The 20,220-nt window shown below is 36.5% G+C and carries 20 protein-coding genes; 14 read left to right on the forward strand and 6 right to left on the reverse strand.

The features are described 5' to 3' along the window. The first annotated feature begins 3 nt into the window (after positions 1–3). Complete coding sequence (locus tag CA730_RS10585) at positions 4–870, forward strand: BUD32 family EKC/KEOPS complex subunit (RefSeq protein WP_015078136.1); 867 nt, start codon at positions 4–6, stop codon at positions 868–870. 643 nt (positions 871–1,513) lie between these two features. Here CA730_RS10585 and CA730_RS10590 read toward each other — a convergent pair. The 6 genes from CA730_RS10590 to CA730_RS10615 form a co-directional block, all read right to left on the reverse strand. Further along, positions 1,514–1,885, reverse strand: coding sequence for a type II toxin-antitoxin system VapC family toxin (locus CA730_RS10590; RefSeq protein WP_096667097.1), 372 nt, complete (start codon positions 1,883–1,885; stop codon positions 1,514–1,516). After that, a complete protein-coding gene (locus tag CA730_RS10595; RefSeq protein WP_231940080.1) occupies positions 1,875–2,237 on the reverse strand; it encodes a DUF2281 domain-containing protein in 363 nt (120 codons plus the stop codon). Before CA730_RS10595 ends, CA730_RS10590 begins: the two co-directional genes overlap by 11 nt. Positions 2,238–2,299: 62 nt before the next feature. Next, positions 2,300–2,536: a hypothetical protein gene (locus tag CA730_RS10600; protein WP_015078134.1), complete on the reverse strand. Its 237-nt coding sequence runs from the start codon at positions 2,534–2,536 to the stop codon at positions 2,300–2,302. A 121-nt stretch (positions 2,537–2,657) separates the two neighbouring features. Next, on the reverse strand, positions 2,658–3,656 hold the full coding sequence (locus tag CA730_RS10605) for an NAD-dependent epimerase/dehydratase family protein (RefSeq protein ID WP_027401736.1): 999 nt from the start codon (positions 3,654–3,656) through the stop codon (positions 2,658–2,660). A 22-nt stretch (positions 3,657–3,678) separates the two neighbouring features. Further along, positions 3,679–5,229 carry a PfkB family carbohydrate kinase gene (locus CA730_RS10610; RefSeq protein ID WP_096667099.1) on the reverse strand — a complete coding sequence of 517 codons (1,551 nt, stop codon included), beginning with the start codon at positions 5,227–5,229 and terminating at the stop codon, positions 3,679–3,681. A gap of 225 nt (positions 5,230–5,454) precedes the next feature. Further along, on the reverse strand, positions 5,455–6,102 hold the full coding sequence (locus CA730_RS10615) for an SIS domain-containing protein (protein WP_096667101.1): 648 nt from the start codon (positions 6,100–6,102) through the stop codon (positions 5,455–5,457). Between the two features lie 578 nt (positions 6,103–6,680). On the opposite strand from CA730_RS10615, the gene CA730_RS10620 reads away from it, so the two are divergent. From CA730_RS10620 to CA730_RS10680, 13 genes are all read left to right on the forward strand, one after another. After that, positions 6,681–7,436, forward strand: coding sequence for a sucrose-phosphate phosphatase (locus tag CA730_RS10620; protein ID WP_096667104.1), 756 nt, complete (start codon positions 6,681–6,683; stop codon positions 7,434–7,436). Positions 7,437–7,441: 5 nt separating this feature from the next. Beyond that, positions 7,442–8,233, forward strand: a complete 792-nt coding sequence (locus tag CA730_RS10625) for a hypothetical protein (protein WP_051424265.1) — start codon at positions 7,442–7,444, stop codon at positions 8,231–8,233. Positions 8,234–8,536: 303 nt separating this feature from the next. Then, positions 8,537–9,211, forward strand: coding sequence for a glycosyltransferase domain-containing protein (locus CA730_RS10630; protein WP_172891173.1), 675 nt, complete (start codon positions 8,537–8,539; stop codon positions 9,209–9,211). A 42-nt stretch (positions 9,212–9,253) separates the two neighbouring features. Then, entirely contained in the window at positions 9,254–10,723 is a 1,470-nt protein-coding gene (locus CA730_RS10635; RefSeq protein ID WP_096667108.1) for a glycoside hydrolase family 13 protein, read from the forward strand. Between the two features lie 9 nt (positions 10,724–10,732). Further along, positions 10,733–11,473 (forward strand): HAD-IIB family hydrolase, encoded by a 741-nt coding sequence (locus tag CA730_RS10640; protein WP_096667110.1) that lies wholly within the window; start codon positions 10,733–10,735, stop codon positions 11,471–11,473. A 377-nt stretch (positions 11,474–11,850) separates the two neighbouring features. Further along, positions 11,851–13,755 carry a transketolase C-terminal domain-containing protein gene (locus tag CA730_RS10645; RefSeq protein WP_096667112.1) on the forward strand — a complete coding sequence of 635 codons (1,905 nt, stop codon included), beginning with the start codon at positions 11,851–11,853 and terminating at the stop codon, positions 13,753–13,755. Positions 13,756–13,852: 97 nt separating this feature from the next. Next, the gene (gene gmhB / locus CA730_RS10650) at positions 13,853–14,389 is read left to right on the forward strand and encodes a D-glycero-beta-D-manno-heptose 1,7-bisphosphate 7-phosphatase (RefSeq protein ID WP_015078124.1); all 537 of its coding nucleotides are present in this window, start codon (positions 13,853–13,855) and stop codon (positions 14,387–14,389) included. Positions 14,390–14,499: 110 nt separating this feature from the next. After that, positions 14,500–15,792 (forward strand): glycosyltransferase family 61 protein, encoded by a 1,293-nt coding sequence (locus tag CA730_RS10655; protein WP_096667114.1) that lies wholly within the window; start codon positions 14,500–14,502, stop codon positions 15,790–15,792. Between the two features lie 69 nt (positions 15,793–15,861). Then, positions 15,862–16,869, forward strand: a complete 1,008-nt coding sequence (locus tag CA730_RS10660; protein WP_096667116.1) for an SDR family oxidoreductase — start codon at positions 15,862–15,864, stop codon at positions 16,867–16,869. Positions 16,870–16,871: 2 nt separating this feature from the next. Beyond that, positions 16,872–17,294 carry a secondary thiamine-phosphate synthase enzyme YjbQ gene (locus tag CA730_RS10665; RefSeq protein ID WP_172891175.1) on the forward strand — a complete coding sequence of 141 codons (423 nt, stop codon included), beginning with the start codon at positions 16,872–16,874 and terminating at the stop codon, positions 17,292–17,294. A 2-nt stretch (positions 17,295–17,296) separates the two neighbouring features. Then, on the forward strand, positions 17,297–18,418 hold the full coding sequence (locus tag CA730_RS10670) for a DegT/DnrJ/EryC1/StrS family aminotransferase (RefSeq protein WP_015078120.1): 1,122 nt from the start codon (positions 17,297–17,299) through the stop codon (positions 18,416–18,418). Between the two features lie 108 nt (positions 18,419–18,526). Further along, positions 18,527–19,363, forward strand: a complete 837-nt coding sequence (locus CA730_RS10675; RefSeq protein WP_096667118.1) for a sugar phosphate isomerase/epimerase family protein — start codon at positions 18,527–18,529, stop codon at positions 19,361–19,363. Between the two features lie 37 nt (positions 19,364–19,400). Then, positions 19,401–20,156, forward strand: coding sequence for an SDR family NAD(P)-dependent oxidoreductase (locus tag CA730_RS10680; protein ID WP_096667119.1), 756 nt, complete (start codon positions 19,401–19,403; stop codon positions 20,154–20,156). Positions 20,157–20,220 lie beyond the last annotated feature (64 nt).

Consider the following 20,220-nt stretch of genomic DNA (forward strand, 5'->3'; position numbering starts at 1 on the left):
CTAATGAAAAATTCAATTGCAGAAAATTTAAAGAATACACTACCAACAAATATCGCTCAGGGATTGGAAAGTGCTTTAGCTTATTTACCTGGAGGTAAAACAGCAACAATAGAAAAACCCCAATCAGAAGGATTATTTAATCATATCTTATTGATTACAACAGCCACAGATCGCTGCGTTTTTCGTGCCAGACGGGATATTTCCACTGAAGCTGGTGATGCTTATATGCAGTATATGTATGAAGCCACTGGCTTTATCCAAAATGGCGGTTCTTTTAAACTCAGAAATATTGGAGATGAAGTTGATTTTATCAAACGGGCATTAGCTGTCGGCTTACCAGTTCCTAAATTAATCCATGCAGATCAAGATTGGATGCTGATTGAATATGTAACAGGGAAAACTTTGTTGGAATTTCTAGAAACTGGAGAAGTCAAGTTTTTGCCGAAGGTTCTACAAGAAATGAATTTAGCTCACAGACAGGGAATTATTTATGCTGATCGCTGGACTGGGAATGAAATGATTGATACCCAGGGAAATGTGCGAATGATTGATTTTGATATTGAATGGTTTTATCAAGGAGGTAATGATGGTACTCTGGAAGCATTAGAAATGGCATGGACTATTTTTAATGCCATGAGAGTAACTAGCAAACGAGATGAATTGTTAACAATAGTAGAAACGGAAGTTTTACCATCATTAAAAGCATGGGGTTATGAAATTTCCAAAATGAAACAATTTATTGAAGGTTTATGCAAGTTTTATCTTGACCCCAATAAGCCCGGTAATCAATGGTCTTTACCAAAAAGTTTGTATGTGGCAATGGCTAAACCAGCGAATCGCTTGATTGCGATGTTTACTGAAGCTGATTAAGGGACTTCCAATTAAAAAAATACCCAAAAATTTCTTGTGGTGCGGGACGAATTGCCCGCTAATCATCAAGGACGGGCAGGATGCCCATCCCACAAAATTGGGTAATTTATTTTTTGGTGTTCCCTAAAGAAGATGGTGGACTTTTACAAGATTACGAAAAATCTAGATGTGTAGGGTTTTAGCAGCGCTCATTGGTGTCAACTTAAGCTCAAATCCCTACCACATCTCGTTCCTAGTCTCTGACTAGGAATGCAGTTGATGAGGCTCTGCCTAGTACCGCAGGGCGGAAGTCAAAAGTCAAAAGTCAAAACAAATGAAGACAGTATAGGCTTTTTAACGATTTAGAATGGTTGGTTTATTTATGCCGTGTTGTACTAGTATGTTAATTCTGTGTATTTTGTAGGGATTGTCTAAAAAATTATTAGTTTTACCGCAGTTTACACCAAAAGCATCTGTTTTATGCACTTCCTCATAAAAATATGCGACACATTTTGTACATGAAGTCTTATAGGATAAGGGATTCAGAATTAACACACTAGATGGAGGCTGAAATAACGGTAAATCAAGAGTTTTGAAAATTAAGTTTACAAAACTTTACATTATGTCCCATTTTGCAGGTATCCCGGCTGTACCCCATAAAATGCTAACTTCCTAGCTCCAATGGATTGTGGATCGCCAAACCCTCTATCAACTCAAAATCTTTTATATTTGCCGTTGCTAACGGTAGATCAGAATCTAAACAGGTTGCAGCAATTAGGGCATCACCTACGGACATTTTTCGCTGTTGGCGCAAAGCAACCGCAATTTCAAGCGTAACTTTATTGATCATCAAAATATCCAAGTTATCTAAAATTGCCATGATCGCCTGTTTTTCAGCCTGACCTAAACGATGGTAGCCCAATGTTTCCAAACGACTAATCGCAGAATAATGCGTGGCATAATTCACCAACCAGCTACGCAACTGCGTATATGGCGGCTGAGTGGCGTAAATAATTAAATTGCTATCAATCAGCATTGTCTCTCCCGAATAAATTGCGATCTTGACGTTGTTCACGCTGCCAAACAACTGGATCAGCAATTTCTGCAAAAGGATTTAACCCCACCGCCTGCGTCAATGCTTGCGCCAAACCTTCGCGCCTTGCTTGGTTTGAAGTGATAGGCGTTTTTTCTCGTGCTTTTTGTTCTAAGTAAACAGCATAATTCAGTAACTCCGCTTGCGATGATATCGGTAGAGCGGCAGCATGGTGTTGAATTTGTTGCAAAATAGGGTTCATAGCTAGTATGTTAATTTTGTGTGTTTTGGAGCGATTTCCTGGGAAATTATTGGTGTTACCGTAGTTTACACCGAAAGCATCTGTTCCAGGCACTTTCTCATAAAAATATGCGACACATTTTGTGCATGAAGTCTTATGGGATAAGGGATTCAGAATTAACACACTACTATAGGACTCCCTGGTAATTGATCAAATTGAATGGGTGGAATCTGCTGCTGATCAAATTTATCAGAGAGTGCTTTTCGGGTGCTTTGCTTAATTCGAGAATGGTTCTGTAAGTTGAGACTTAATAGCCAAAATCCTTCTTCAATTAATCCTCTATGTACTTCATCAAAGGTATTTTCTCCTTCATAAAAAGCGACAACACCGGGTTCTACATTGATCGCTAACATACGATCTCTTGTAGAAGGATTTATACTTAAAAACAGGTCTTTTCCCAACCTTAACGTTACACATTATCTGTAGGGTTAAACGGCCTGTTCCCTCCCTACAGATGATTGTTTGGGGTAAGTTTTACCGGAAATTAATTTCTTTCATTACTTTCACGTTATAGTAACGAGTATCTGTGAGAGAATCGGGAATTTGATTAGCTTTAAATGCTGCTGCTAAATCTTCGATCGCTTCCTTTATAGTATGTGCAGGGACAAATCCCAGTTCTTGCTTAATTTTTTCTGAAGAAATATGGTATGAACGCAGATCGTCGGTGGGTGTAGTCATAATTTCTACAGATTCTCCCACTACTTGACGGGTCATCTCGGCAATTTCCATCAAGGTATGATTTTCATAGCCAGCGTTAAATATTTTACCGTCAATCGCTTCATCTGACCATTGTAGAGATTTTAGATACAGATCAGTCATATCTTCAATATGGATATTGGGACGTTTTTGCTGACCACCAAAAACTGTAATTTTACCATTATTAATTGCGTGGTTAGTGAGAATATTCACCACTAAATCTAGTCGCTGACGGGGGGAATAACCGCAGACTGTAGCAGGACGCAAAACTAAGGTAACAAAACCTGGTTCTCGTTTACTCAATAAGACTTCTTCGCATAAAGCCTTATAACGAGAATAGTCTGTTAAAGGCATTAAGGGTAAGTCTTCTGTGACATTTTCTATTTCTTTGATGCCGTAAACACTGGAGGAAGAAGCATAAATAAACCGCTTCACTCCGGCATCTTTGGCAACGTCTACTAAGTCAAAAAAGGCATCGTAATTAATCGAACGGCCTAAGTCTGGATCTAATTCAAAGCTGGGATCGTTGGAAATACAAGCTAAATGAATGACAGCATCACATCCTGGCATGATTTTTTCTAGAAGTTGGCGATCGCGGATATCGCCTTCAATCTCTTCTAAATGAGGATGATCTTTAACGGCATTTAATACATCTTTGCCATAAAGATACAAGTCTATTACCTTAACTCCATATCCAGCTTGCAGAAGTTTAGGAACTAAAATAGCTCCTACATAACCAGCACCGCCGGTCACTAAAACTTGTTGAATTGGATTCATTGATTTACTCCTTAATTATCTTTTAAAATGTGGAAATTGTTTTAGCAAACTTTAATAAGCGTCCCTTGTCTACAGGCTTTTCATTTCCTAAAACATTGGCAGCGATCGCTCCGGCCAAATTTCCTAAAAATGATCCTAACTGCACAGGCAAATCTAACTTAGCACTCAAACTGGCTAGGGCAAAAAAGGCATCTCCAGCCCCGGTGGTATCTTTGACTTGTTGTGTCATAGCCGGAGTAATTTCCATCTCTCCATGAGTATTAATTCCCAAAGAACCAGCAGATCCTAAAGTTAACCAACCTTGTTGCGCCCCTAAATGATATTGCAACCGTTTTAGTAACTCTTCTCGATTACCATAACGATTAGAAAATGCCAGACGAATTTCCTGTTCATCTACACAAAATGTATCGGCTCGCTTATATTTACTAATTAGGTTATAACCGTAATTAGCACTATTAGTTTGACAGTTTAAGGCTAAAAATGGTGCTTGTGATTGAATTAATTCAATTGCCTCAGCATCAATTAATCCATGACCATAATCCGCCAAAACCACTAAATCGCAGTTTTTTAACAGTTTTTCCCAAGCATCTAAAAGTTTTTCTCGTTCTTGGAGTCCTAGTCCTTCTTCGTCTATGGAATTAATCGCAAATAATTGGGTATAACCCTTGGTTTTCCCTTGTTGTTCAATATAACGACACTTTGTTACTGTAGAATAGTTTTCTACACAATGTAAATTAAGATGCAGCGTACCATCAATATGATTAGCAATCAAATGATGTACATCTGGTTCATCACCAATGGTACTAGCTAGGGTGACAGATTTGGCAAAACTACTGAGATGGTTAGCGATCGCAAAAACTCCCCCCAAATGTTGTTCTTTTTTCACAAAGCGGGTTGATGGCGCTCTTCCTTTTGAGGTTAATCCCTGAACTGTACAGTGAACAAACTCATCAATAATAATATCCCCCAACACCAAAACATTGAGATCCTGCATTGCTTCTATCGCATTTCTAATATCCTCAAAAGCATATTGTTGACTAAAATCATTGGCATAACGTTTTAATTCTGGAGGGATAACATCAAGATAATTATTAATCAGTCGTGTAGAGCTAAAAGTAATTTCTTGAGTATAGCGAATGTCACCTCCGTAAGCTCTTACTTGAGCGATTTCTTTATCAATATTGTGGGTTACATCTTTCTCTGTTTCCGCATATTCATCTCCCTTGCAGTAAATATGAGGACGCACTTTCTCAATTACTTCCAAAGCTGTGACGGCGGGAGTTAAAATTACATAATCAACACAAGCTAAAGCAGCTATAGAATTAACACGCAACTCATCAGAAAATATTGGTCTTCCTGGTCCTCGGTTAATATAAGGAGTAGCAGTTAGGGAAATTACTAATAAATCTCCCATTGCTTTAGCCGCTTGTAAATGAGCAATGTGTCCGGGATGTAGTAAGTCAAATACCCCATTACAGAGAACGATTTTCCGTCCTTTTTGATGGTAGACAGTGAATACTTCTGCACAAGTTTCAAAGTCAATAATTTTTTCTCTATATATTTCTAATTGCATCTTTATTTCATTGCTAATCTTGGTGCAAAAGTTCACAGAAAAATCGAACAATTCAGAACTAGAACATCATTATTTACTTGATGATTCTAGGTTTAGATATCTGACAATTTTTGAAGAAAGAGGTCTACAATTCTAGTTCTTGTCACATATATTTAATATGCAATCATTAAATTTTGTTGTTTACCACAGAGAGAATTTCTTCTATATATAAATGGGATGAATATTTTAGGATGCTTTTAGTTCATTTAAAATGAGATAGTTATCCACATTTGCACTAGGTAAAGCACCTTCTACCAAGCCATCAATAATGCAGTGACAAATACATAAGTGCATGATTTCTGCAAAACCATAGGACATCGTGGGAACATAAAAATTTAGATGTCCAAGTTGACGTAAGGGGTTGTTAGGTTGAAAGGCTGAAAGTGTAATCACATGACAATTCATTTTTAGTGCTTGGTAAACACCAGCAAGAATATTTTGTGATTGTCCAGAACTACTAATTGCAAACAAAACATCTCCAGACTGAGCAAATGTAGAAATGGGTTTGCTAAAAACTTGTTCGTAGCCAAAGTCATTACTAATACAGGTAACCAAAGCACCATCGTTAAAGCAAATCGCGGGAATATTACCATTACGCCAGTAGTCAATAGCCTGATGACTAGCTACGGCTGCACTTCCTCCATTACCGATAAATATCACTTTTCGACACTGCTGATTTCGCTTTTCTACTAAAGCCGCAGCCATATCAATTCCTTCTGAATTAGCAAAAGATTTACCTTGATGATCTGTGACTTGAAATTTCTCACCCAGGGTAGATAGTTGCTGGAAGTAATCATTAGAAAATGGATGAAGTCGCTGCTGTACTTTATTCATAAACACTATCAAGTAATTAATGTCATTGTTTTATGTATACCTAAGCCTTGCTACAAAGCGGTCTTTTCTGACCCAGGTTGGGACGGTCTACCACTTCTTCTAACATACCTCTAAGATACAAGGTTGGGTTAAGCGACAGCGCAACCCAACGGATTTGTTGGGTTTCATTCTATTGCTTCGCAATGCTAACGTTCCACAACCCAACCTACGAATCAAGACTTTTTCTAATTTGGAAAAGGTATTGTTCATGTATACTATTTTTTCTATTTTTGAAATCTAAAGAAAATATAAAGAATATCTAAAGAATAAATTTTTATGACTTACTCAATTAATGCCAATTAACATTATTTTCAGAAAATCTTTAAAGAATATTAAGAAAGCAATAAAGTAGTAATATTTTTGTATAATCAACCAGTAAATTTTAAATAAGTAGGTTGGCGTTGAAAATTGTCGTTATAGCAAGGCAAAACGCAAGATTAAAGAGGTTTTGGGGGATTTTACGTCTCTTTACACAGTTTGGTTTTATTGTGTTCACCTACTTAAATGTACAGTTTAAAATATTAATAACAATAATAAAGGTGGCAAAATTTTTATTTGTGACTGATTTAGATCAGACTTTAGTTGGTGATGATCTAGCTTTAGAAAAATTAAATCAGTGGTTAAGTAAACAGCGCCGCATTGACGGTACAGTTATCTGTTACACCACAGGGCGATCTCTCCCGCTCTATCAACAACTGATCGCTCAAAAAGAACTCTTAGAACCTGATATACTCGTCTTGGCAACGGGTACAGAAATTTACTACCCAGGCAGTGAAACCCCCGATTCTGAGTGGAAAAACAAAATCTCCCTGGGTTGGGATAGAGAACAAGTAATAGAAATAACCAGCCGATTTCCTTGCCTAGTCCCCCAATCTCCCTTAGAACAAACGGACTTTAAGGTTAGTTATTATACTAATACTAAAGGATTATCAGTAACACTTCCGCGATTAAAAGCTATTTGGCAAAATCATGGTTTAGCAGTACAAATGATAGATAACTTTGGGGGTGCATTTTTAGATATCTTACCAGCATTAGCAAATAAAGCTGCATCTGCTCTTTTTCTGCAACAACGGTTAGGTTTTACTAATGAACAAACTCTTATTTGCGGAGATTCAGGTAATGATCTATCTATGTTTGAAAATATGCTTTGTCCCGCTATTATCGTTGGTAATGCCGAACCAAAAATATTAGATTGGCATGAAAATTCCCCACCAGGGAATCGCTATCTGGCAAAAAGTCACTTTGCAAATGGCATTTTAGAAGGATTAAAATATTTTGGATTTTACAGAGAATAACTGATATGAAAACCATTGTTTATCAATCCTATCGGGGAAATGAAACACCAAATTGGCTGGAAACTTGTATGCAAACAGTCAAAAATTGGGCAGAATTAAAAGACTTTGATTACCAAAGAGTAGACAACTTTTTTGACTATGTTCCCGATTGGTATATAGATAAATCCCAAGGCAAAATTAACATCATTGCTGATTTAGCTAGGCTAGAAATAGCTAAAAAGTTTCTTAATCAAGGATATGACCAAACTATTTGGATGGATGCTGATGTAGTAGTTTTTGATCCCGATAATTTAAACATTGAAACGACAGAAGAATATTTAGTTTGTCGTGAAGTTTGGTTGGATACAGAAGATGATCAAAATTTGGGTGAGGGAACTTTATTTTGTACTGAAAAAGTCACTAATTCCTTAGTTTATTTTACTCAAAAAAATAGTTTTTTGGACTTTTATATATATGCGACTAAATCAATCTTGAAAAATCAGACCGGAAGGTTATCCAGATTAGCAGTTAGTACGAAATTTTTAAGCAGACTTTATGAGATTATGGAATTACCTCTTTTTCCAAATATGGGGCTTTTTAGTCCTATTCTAATGCACGCAATTGTAGAAGATAAAACTGAGATTATCGAGTTATATACAAAAGCCTTGAAATCTCCTATTTATGCGGCTAACTTGTGTTTATCTTTTAGAAATCAATCTCATAAAGGCATCATGGTGACAGATAAACTATTTGAACAATTGATTGATAAATTGTTACAAAATAAAGGAGAAATGATTAACCGATATTCTTCTCCATAATTAAATTCTCATTCCTCATTGGTAAAACACGAGGAATGTAAGAGGATGTTTGAAAAGTTTTGGGTGAATATAATTCACTACTACACAAGCAAAGTCCACCTGCGTGGACTAATGAAAAATCGAGGGTTTCAAACCCACCTCCGTGGGTTTTGTCTGTGTGCAAGATGAACCGCGACTTCTAGTAGACTTTTCAAACACCCTCTAAGCTATAATCAGCAAACCACAATATTTTTTTGTAAGAGGTAAGGTTGTCACAAAATGAAGAAAAGCCCAAATATCGCATTTTATACTTGTTGTAACTCTGTGTCTTTTTCTAAGGTACAACTCTTTTTGAGATCTGCTAAAAAACAAAATATAGACGTTAAGGTGCTAGGTGAAGGTCTCGAATGGTCAGCCAATTCTCTAAGACTTCCTTTGATTTTGAAGGAACTAAAGGATGTGAAAGATGACACAATAGTTCTTGTTACTGATGCTTTTGATGTTCTGTATGTACAGAATGCTAACAGTATATATGAAAAATTTATTCAAGGTGGTTATAAGATATTATTTGCAGCAGAGAAATGGTACTCTCATCAGTACGAAGAATACAAAGATTTTTACGATAGCATTAAAGTTCCCTATGATTATAAATATCTAAACGCAGGGACTTTCATGGGATACAAAAAATATGTCTGTGAGATGATTGATAATATTCTTTCTTATCCGAATTTTCATGAAAACGGTAGTGATCAAAGATTGTATGGAAAATACTGTTTTGAAAATCCTGAAACAGTAACCTTAGATTATTGCTGTGATATTTTTTGGTGTACAGCAGGGGAATGGGAAATTTTACCAGAACTGTATGACATACACAATGGATTTGTCTTAAACAAATTAACTGGCACATATCCTGCAATAATTCACATACCATACTCTAAAAAGTATTATAATGTTCTGCTCAGGTTGGCAGAAGATATGGGTGATGTTGTATCGCGGTAAAGAATAATCAACAACAATGATGAGGTTAATGTTTCAGAGATCATGACAAGTTTCTATACGAAGATTAATACACCTGATTGGGTTAAAAACGCCGTTTTTTATCAAATATTTCCTGATCGCTTTTCTCGAAGTATTCCCACTGAACAAAAGTGGTTACTTAATATACCTTTAGAAGACTGGAATACTACTCCTACATTTCATGGTTATAAAGGCGGAAATCTTTGGGGAATAATTGAAAAACTAGATTATTTACAAGATTTAGGTATTAATGCAATTTACCTTAATCCTATTTTTACATCTGCCAGTAATCATCGTTATCATACTCTTGATTATTATCAAATTGATCCCTTATTAGGCGGTGAAGAAGCATTTACCAATCTCCTTAAAGAAGCTCATCATCGTAAGATTAAACTTATCTTAGATGGAACTTTTAATCATGCTAGTAGAGGCTTTTATTTTTTCAATGATATTCTCGAAAATGGACAAAATTCTCCTTGGTTAGATTGGTTTAAAATTACAGGTTGGCCTATCTCACCTTATGATAATTCTCGTCCTGCTAATTATGCTTCATGGTGTGATCTTCGTGCTTTACCCGAATTTAACACTAATAATTCAGGAGTGCGCGAATATATTATGCGTATAGGTGAATATTGGATTAAACGTGGTGCAGATGGTTGGCGTTTAGATTCGGCAGATTACATCAAAACTCCTGGATTTTGGCAAGAATTTCGGGAAAGAATCAAAGCAATTAATCCTGAAGCCTATATTGTGGGAGAAATTCCTATGAATGCAACTGAGTGGTTAGATGGCACACAATTTGATGGCGTGTCAAGTTTACCCTTTCTTAATGCTACCACTGCCTTTATTGTCGGCGATCGCCAAGTTAAAGGACATTTTGCCGAATATGCACCACCACCACCAGCGGATGCGGCTAAATATGGGGAAGAAATTAATCAATTACTGCAACTTTATCCGTGGGAAATTCAATTAACTCAACTTAATGGTATTAATAATCATGATACAGCTAGGTTAATTGATGTAGCTGGAGGTGATCGCCCCAGTTTATATTTAGCAACGTTACTATTATTTACTTTTCCTGGCGCACCTTGCATATATTACGGCGATGAAGTCGGTTTAACTGGTGGTTATGATCCCGACTGTCGTAAAGGTTTTCCTGACAAAGAAGAATGGAATCAAGACATTTTAGAGTATCATCGTCAATTAATTAAACTGCGTCATAATTATGCAGCATTAAAAATTGGTGAGTATCAAACTTTATTTGCTCAAGGACAAGTTTACATTTTTGCGCGAATCTTACTAAAAGAAGTATTGATAATTGCGGTAAATGCGGGTAATGAAACAGCAGAAGTTAGTATTCAAACATCATGGCGATCACAACCTCATCAAGTATTATTGACCTATGGTTATGGTACAGTAAATTGGAATAATGAAGCAGCACAACCAAGTCTCAATTTTACACTTACACCGCGCAGTGGGTTAATTTTAGGTTAATTATTTAAGATGAACTCTAATCACTCATTACTGTTAGCAACTGACCTAGATGGTACTTTTTTAGGTGGTACTCATCAAGAACGCTCTGAATTTTATCAATATATTCACAATCAGCAAGATCGTATTCTTTTAGTGTATGTCACTGGCAGAGAACTAGACTGGATCAGCAACTTCCTAGTTGAAAACCCCCACATCCCTAAACCTGACTACATCATTGGTGATGTAGGAACAACTATTGTAAATGGTAAAACCTTCGAGCCAATTTCTGCTGTGCAAGATTGGATAATTAAACAATGGGATAATGCCAACGAACAAGTTAAGAACCTATTAGCAAATGAACCAGGATTAAAACTACAGTCTGTTAATCCAGATTATCGCGTATCGTACTATTATGATTCTGCAATATTACAACCTAGCACCATTCAAAAAGTAATTGATGCTGGATTTGATTGCATTATTTCATCTTATGATATCTATTTTTATTTTGATGTCATGCCAAAAGGAGTTTCTAAAGGGCCAACTCTCCTGAAGTTTTTGTCCGAAATAAATTTTAATGCTAATAATACAATTGCTTGTGGAGATACTCTCAATGATTTATCCTTATTTGAAACAGGATTAAAGGGAATTGCTGTCGGAAACTCTGAACCAAGATTAATTGAGAAAATTCAAATAATGGAGAATGTTTATCATAGCCCTTATCCTGGAGTAATGGGTATTTGGGATGGTCTTAAAGTCTATGGCAAGGATTAAAAAATAATTAAATTTATCTAGTTTTTTTGGCTATCCTAGACTTCGTTTGATAAGTTAATACTAAAAAACCTAAAATACCTGATATAACTAGGTTTCGCTCAAATAGAATCGAAGATTTAATAAAAAAATGCTTTCTGATTCTTGAATCCCCTACCATGTTAGGACTTAACCTGATATCAAGTATTAATTTTCTGTAACTACTCTAGGAGAGCCGTTTTTTTGATTTTTTCAAATGTTAAATTCGATTAAAAATATCATTTTTTTTACCCAGAAGTGCAGGAAGTAATAATATTAAAATTCAGCAATGTTTGAAAAATGATTGGGATAATCTAAAATCCAAAAGTCAGCATCTAAAATCCTATAAGGAACAAAAATAAATGACTGTTACAACTTCTAGTTTTCCTATTGATCTCAATGCTTACAAACCGTTAAAATTAGACCCGACTAATTCAACTTTGACTAATGAACAAAGAGAAATTCTGAAAGCTAATATTCAACTTTGTCGAGATACTATTGTTTTTTTTACCGCTGTAGCAGCAGCCAAAGGTGTGGGCGGTCATACGGGAGGAGCTTATGATACAGTTCCCGAAGTGATGATTTTAGATGCTTTCTTTCGGGGAGTAGCAGATAAATTTGTGCCAATTTTCTTTGATGAAGCAGGACACCGCGTTGCTACACAATATTTAATGGCAACTTTACAGGGTGATCTTGATGCAGAAAATCTGCTGCATTATCGAGAAGCCTATTCATTACTACTTGCACATCCAGAACGAGGACGCACTCCTGGTGTAAAATTTAGTTCGGGAAGATTAGGACACCTCTGGGCTTATGTGAATGGAGTAGCGATCGCACATCCTCATCAAGTAGTATTCTGTTTGGGTTCAGATGGTTCACAGCAAGAAGGAAATAATGCCGAAGCCGCCCGTTTAGCTGTGGCTAAAAATCTCAATATCAAATTAATTATTGATGATAACAATTCCACCTGTAGCGGATATCCAACAGATTATCTCAAGGGTTATAACGTCGGTCAAACTTTAGCTGGACATGGATTAACTGTATTAACTGGAGCAGGGGAAGATTTAGATGATTTATATACTCGTCTCTGTCAAGCTGTCACTATTAATGGACCAGTAGCAGTAATTAATAAACGTCCTATGACTCCCGGTATTGTTGGAGTAGAAGGCACACCTTTAGGACATGATGCCCTATCACCAGAGTTAGCGATCGCCTATTTACAAACTCGCGGACATACATCAGCCGTCAATTACCTCAAAAAAGTTATTCCCCTCACACATACCTACTCTTTTACGGGTTCTAGCAGCAAAACACGCCATATTTTTGATGCTACCGTTGTCTCTCTTCTCAGTCAAATGACACCCACAGAACGGCGAGAAAAGGTAATGTGTATTGACAGTGATTTAGGAGAATCCTGTGGTATCAATAAAATTAGTCAAGCCTATCCAGAGATTTTCTATCATGGCGGCATCATGGAAAGAGGAAACTTCTCTGCGGCGGCAGGATTTGGCATGGAAGCAGGAAAACAAGGCATTTTCAGCACTTATAGTGCCTTTTTAGAAATGTGTATTTCTGAAATTACAATGGCACGGCTTAATAAATCCAACGTTCTTTGTCAATTTTCCCATAGTGGGATAGATGAATTAGGAGATAACACCTGCCATTTTGGGTTAAATAATATGTTTGCCGATAACGGTTTAGAAGACGCTTATCAAACCCGTCTCTATTATCCCGCCGACGGACATCAAATGAAAGCTTGTGTGGAAACTGTATTTGATCAACCAGGGTTAAGATTTCTCTTTTCTAGCCGTTCCCCAGTACCCGATATTCTGGATACAAATAGTAAACCTTTATTTGCAGATGGTTATACATTTATTCCTGGAAAAGATGACGTAATACGAGAAGGAACAGCCGGCTATATCGTTAGCTTTGGAGAGGTACTTTACCGCGCCTTAGAAGTAGTAGAAAGCCTGAAAAAACAGGGAATTAATGTCGGTTTAATCAATAAATCCACATTGAATCTAGTAGATGAAGAAATCATGGCAAAAATTGGTTCAACACCCTTTGTTTTAGTAGTTGAATCCTTAAATCGGCGTACAGGTTTAGGTATCCGTTTTGGTTCATGGTTACTAGAAAGAGGGTTTTCTCCCAAATATGCCTATATGGGAACTCATCAAGAAGGTTGTAGCGGAATTTGGGAACAACTCCCCCATCAAGGTATTGATACTATTGGCATCATGAACAAAGTTGAGGAAATGTTAAAATAAGAAAAAAATCCCCGAATTCTTCTGTGATCATCACCATAAATTATCAGATGATCACAGAAGAATTCGGGGATCTGAATCTAAAGGAGAATAATTACCAGTGATTAAAGTGGCTTTTCTTGATCGAGATGGAGTAATTAATATTGATCATCACTATGTTTTTAGATGTGAGCAGTTTGAATTTAATGATGGCATTTTTGCTACTTGTCGTCTACTACAAGATTTAGGTTATAAGCTAATTGTGATCACAAATCAATCAGGTATTGCTCGTGGTTACTATTCTGAACAAGATTTTTTAAGTCTTACTGTCTGGATGTATGAGCAATTTAATAACCAAGATATAACAATACTGGATGTGTTTTACTGCCCACATCATCCCCAATCAACTATATCTAATTACCGTCAAAACTGCCGATGTCGTAAACCGTTACCAGGAATGATTGAACAAGCTTGTCAGAAATATCCTATAGACTTGCAAAGCTCAATCCTAATTGGTGATAGAATATCGGATATGCAAGCTGCTAAAGCCGCAGGAATCGGTAAATTTTATTTACTCAGTCCAGAAATTTTTATTCCTAAAGAATTACAAGTTTCTGCTCGGTTGGATAATCTGGAAGCACTAAAGTTTTTTATTTAATGAATTTGAGAATATGTTTATTAAATATTCATTAAATTTTACTAAACTTTTACTAAAAAACAAGCAAATTATTTTGCTGTCCTATACAAAACAGAGAGATTTACAAGCAGATGAATAAAGTTGGGCGTTATGTTCAAGAATTGCTAATATTTAAACTCATATATCCTATTTTATTGAGATACATTGACGAAAATCTCATCACGATGACTGAGGAGATGGAGAAAGATAAAATGGAGAATAATATTCCTAAATTAGAGGCGGAATATGAACAATTACCTATTCTTAGGTTAATCTATTCAATTTTATTTAACTATCTGCACACCAACCTAATTACCAGAGAAGATTTGCTCCAGCAATGTCAAAAAGAGAATAATCTTTATCAGTTTCAATATGATGAAGTTGTTCAAATTGAACCAGCTATAAGTTATCAAAAAATTCCCGCAACATTTAGAGAAAAAGAAGGTAAATTTGAATTTACTAATCCTTTTGCTGTGGTTGTTAAAAACGTGGAGTTATTGGGAATTTATGGGATTGGTTTTACTGAGGATAAGAATATTATTTTAGAAACAGTTTTAGATAGAGTAGATGTTTTAGAACACACTGCTATTTCTACAATGAAGGCTGGTTTCAATTCTCAATATATTGCCACCATAGATAAAATAGAATATTTTGATTTAGCTTGTTCATTTGTTAATTATTGGAGTCATTTATACGCTCATTGGATTTATGAGGCTTTAACTAGATTAGAAGTCCTTGAATATTATTCTCAAAAAACAGGTAAAAAACCAGTCTTAATAATTGATAAAGATATTCCTAGTTGGAAAATTCGCTCTTTAGAATTGATGGGTTATGGTCTAGAAAATTATATCCAATGGAATGGATATAGAGCTAAAGTTAATGAATTAGTTATTTGCTCTAAAAGACGTGAAGGAGGACGTATTTCTATCAAAGCTTGTCATTGGGTAAGAGAACGTATTCTTAGTAACGTAGATACTTATGCAAATCCAAATCTGGTTTTGAGTCCCAATATTTTTATTTCTCGTAAAAAAGCAAATGCTCGCCGCATTTTGAATGAAGAAGAAGTAAGCAATACTCTCGATAAAATGGATTTTGTACCTTATGTTCTAGAAGATTTAGATTTTGCTGACCAAGTAAAATTGTTTGCTCAAGCTAAATTTATTATTGCTCCTCATGGTGGTGGAGTAACAAATATTATTTTCTCCCAAAATTTAAATTTAATTGAACTTTTTGGTCAGAAAATTAGCCATTTCTATTATACAGTTGCTAAAGGATTAGGATTCGATTATGCTTGTATGTTTTGTGAGGTAAAGAATGAAGATATCATTGTCAATTGTGAAGAATTAAGTAGAATGGTTGATAAAATGACAAAAAATAGAATTTGATAATGTAAATTAGATGATCATAAAGCTTGATGAAAATTTAAATTTTGACTAACAGATTATTAATTTTGTATGAACAGTAAATTAAATTCTCCTAAACATTGCTTAGTCACTGGTGCTGCTGGTTTTATTGGTAGCCACTTGTGTGATCTCCTCCTCAAATCAGGTCATAGTGTCGTTGGTTTAGATAATTTAGTGACAGGAAGAACGGATAATTTAAAAGTGGCTCAAACCTATTCCACATTTACATTTATTGAGCAAGATGTTGCTGATATTTCCCCATCCATATTAACAGATATTGACTGGGTATTTCATTTAGCAGGATTAGCTGATTTAGTTCCCTCAATCCAAAATCCAGGAGCATATTATCATGCCAATTTACATAGTACATTCGTCCTTTTAGAAGCTTGTCGTACTGCTAAAATCCAAAAATTTATCTACACAGCTTCTTCCACTTGCTATGGTATTCCTAATCAATATCCCACATCAGAAACCTATCCTTGTCATCCTAAACATCCATACGGCTTAACAAAATATTTAGGTGAACAATTAGTCATGCACTGGGCGCAAGTTTATCAACTTCCAGCCCTTTCTTTACGATTGTTTAATGTGTATGGACCAAGATCCAGAACCACAGGAGCTTATGGTGCAGTATTTGGCGTATTTTTAGCTCAAAAACTAGCGAAAACCCCTTTTACTGTTGTTGGAGATGGAATGCAAACGAGAGATTTTACCTTCGTTAGTGATGTAGTAGCAGCCTTTATCAAAGCTGCTGAATCGGATATTACCGGGGAAATTATTAATATTGGTTCTGGTAAATCCGAAAGCGTTTTAACACTGGTGAAATTATTAGCAGGAGAAATTACTCACATTCCCAAACGTCCAGGAGAACCTGATTGTACTTGGGCTGATATTGCCAAAGCTACGACTCTTTTAAAATGGCAACCTCAAGTACCTTTAAGTGAAGGTGTAAGTGAAATGTTAGCCAATATTGAACTTTGGCGAGATGCTCCAGTTTGGACACCAGAAACAATTCAGCAAGAGACAAAATCGTGGTTTGAGCATTTAGGAAAGGAATAAAAATGACCAACTCATCTATAAGACTTTACCAACAATCAATCAAGGTACAAACTACTGGTAAATCCCTATGTCAAATTACGCCCCAAGTCCAAGCAGTCATTACAGAATCGGAAATTACAGCAGGAATTTGTAACCTTTTTATCCGTCATACTTCCGCCAGTTTATTGATTCAAGAAGAAGATGCCAAACCCGACGTAGAAACCTTTTTTGCGAAGTTAGTTCCCGAAAATGGTCAATATCTTTTAGCCGGACAAGGTTTAGATGATATGCCGGCACATATTCGCTCTGCCCTTACCCATACCTCTGAACAGATCCCCATTACTCAAGGTCTTTTGCAGCTAGGACGTTTACAAGATATTTATATCTGGGAACATCGTCAGTCTGGTTACATCCGTGAAGTCGTTATCAATATATTGGGATATTAAAAATGTCACAACTATTAACCATTAATCAAATACCCTTCGTTAATCTTAAAAGTCAACACGCTGCCATAAAGTCTGAGTTACTAGCAGCAATGGGTGAAGTCCTTGATGATGGCAACTTTATTTTAGGCGAGCAAGTTGCAGAGTTTGAGCGTCAGTTTGCTCAATTGTGTGGCGTTCGTTATGCAGTTGGTGTTAATTCTGGGACAGATGCCTTAATTTTTGCACTCAAAGCACTTGGTATTCGTTCTGGTGATGAAGTTATTACTGTCCCTAATTCTTTCGTGGCTTCAGCTACCTGTATTCGCATACTTGGTGCTAAACCTGTATTCGTTGATGTGGGCGATGATTACAATATTGATCCAACTAAAATCGCCGCAGCTATTACTCCCAAAACAAAGGCAATTATCCCTGTACATCTAACGGGAAGACCTTGTAACATGAAACCAATTTTAGATATTGCCCAGGAAAATGGAATAGCTGTAGTGGAGGATGCCGCCCAATCTGTACTGGCTGAGTATCAAGGTCAACGAGTAGGTTCTTTGGGAATAGTGGGTTGTTTCAGTTTACACCCCCTGAAAAACTTAAATGCTTGTGGAGATGGAGGAGTAATAGTAACGGATGATTCCGAACTGTATGACCAGTTAAAAATTATGCGGAATATTGGTTTACGAACTCGTGATGACTGTGTGATGTGGTCTCATAATTCTCGCTTAGATACTCTACAAGCAGCTATTCTGTTAGTTAAGTTGCGTTACCTCCAGGAATGGACACAGCAACGTCAAGAAAATGCTCACTATTACCAAAGTCAACTTGCGGGTATTCCTCAAATCATAATGCCATGGGAACGAGAGTGGGAAAAATGCGTTTACCACACCTTTGTGATTCAAGCTGAACGGCGTGATCAATTGCGTCAATTTTTGAGCGATCGCGGTATCGGTACAGCAATTCATTATCCAGTGCCAATTCATCTATCTACAGCAGGTAAAGAATTAAGCTATCCAGCAGGGAGTTTTCCTGTCGCAGAAATGCAAGCAAGCCGCATCCTGAGTTTACCTATTTATCCAGGACTAACCGTTCAGGAACTTGAGCAAGTTTGTGAAAACATTAAGTTATTCTATCAATAAATAAGCCTCAAATTTTCTTCACTTTTGACTTGCTGTTGTGCATTTTGAATGCACGACAGCTTACCCTCTAAGCTATACACATCATTTCTAAAATCCAAAATCTAAAATATGCTAAAGTCTAACATTAATTCACTAAATATTGGCTGTGCTGCTTGGGGCTGGAGAGAAGTGGAAATACCTGAATATTTCCACTGGATAGCTAACCAAGGCATTCGTTCAGTAGAAGTGAATGCTCATCCCCAAGCACCCAAACATCTTTTACATGATGGTGATGATCAAGCAGTATCTAAAATTGCTGATTGGGCTAAAGAAGCAGGAGTAGATATTATTTGTATAGCAGGAAGAAATAATTTTACACTCTCAGATGCAAATGAGTTAGAAACAGAAATTAAAAGAGTAGAGCGTTTTGTTGATAGTGCTGAAAAATTAGGGGCAAAATTTGTCAGATTATTGTCTGGTGATCACAGAAATGATTATATTCTCCCAGATGTTTTTCCTCTGTTGCATTATGCTTTTAATAAAATCGGTGATTACGCCGAAGAACAAGGAATTCAAATAACGATTGAAAATCATGGTGGACCAACTGCAACCGGACAAAGAGTGGCCAGAATGATGGAAGGTATTAAAAGTCCTGCTGTTGGTATTAACTATGATCCCGCTAATTTTTTGAATCAGGGAACTGATCCTTTGATGGCACTCCGCTATATTCTTCCTTGGGTAAATTATAGTCATTGGAAAGATGTGCAATGGGTTAATGGTAGTCCTCAATTCTGTGCTTTTGGAGAGGGAGAAATTGTCTGGGAACCGATTATTAAAGAACTATTAAATGCAGGTTATCAGGGATATTGGGTGGTTGAATATGAAGAAACATCAGATGTTGAGCAGGGAACGAAAGAGAGTTTAAATAACTTGTCTCAAGTATTACAAAAATTTGCCGTTGTCTAAGTTTATTTCATTATTTTCATCAGGGGTTAGCAATTAAATGTCATTTTCTTTAGATGGTCATGTGGCCTTAGTTACAGGAAGTTCTGCTGGTTTAGGGAAAGCGATCGCTCTCAAATTGGGACAAGCAGGTGCTAAGGTAGCAATCAATTACAGCAATAACGAATCACGGGCTAAACAGGCTTTAGCTGAACTTGAACAACAAGGTTGCCAAGCTATTTTGGTTCGTGGGGATGTTACCCAAGAAGAAGATGTAGCAGCAATTTATGAAGCGATCGCCTCTCAACTGGGTGCAGTAGATATTTTGGTGTTAAATGCCACAGGAAACCAACCCCAGATCCCCTTTGAGGAATACACCTGGCAAGATTTCCAAACCATGCTGGATTTTTTTATCAAAAGTCCCTACTTATTAACTCGTATTTGTTTACCCTCCATGAAACAAAAACAATGGGGACGAATCATTAATATTAGTAGTGACGTTTGTTTCCGCTCAGTTAATAACTTCAGTGCTTACGTTACTGCCAAAAATGGACAACTGGGATTTACACGCAGCATGGCCACCGAATTAGCGCCTTTTGGTATTACAGTTAATGCAGTTGCTCCCGGTTGGATACCCGTAGAACGCCATGAAAACGTTCCTCAAGAAAAAAAAGACGCTTACCAAGTCAGAATTCCCATGCAGCAATGGGGTAATCCACAGGATATTACTGAAGCAGTGCTTTATTTCGCCAGTCATGAGTCCAGATTTGTTACAGGGCAATATTTATGTATTAACGGTGGCTTTACTCTTATGTAAATATGATTAAGACTGATTGAGTTATAAACAATTCAGCTTTTTCAGGATTACACAAAAAATACCA

The sequence above is a fragment of the Dolichospermum compactum NIES-806 genome (genome assembly GCF_002368115.1).
GTDB lineage: Bacteria > Cyanobacteriota > Cyanobacteriia > Cyanobacteriales > Nostocaceae > Dolichospermum > Dolichospermum compactum.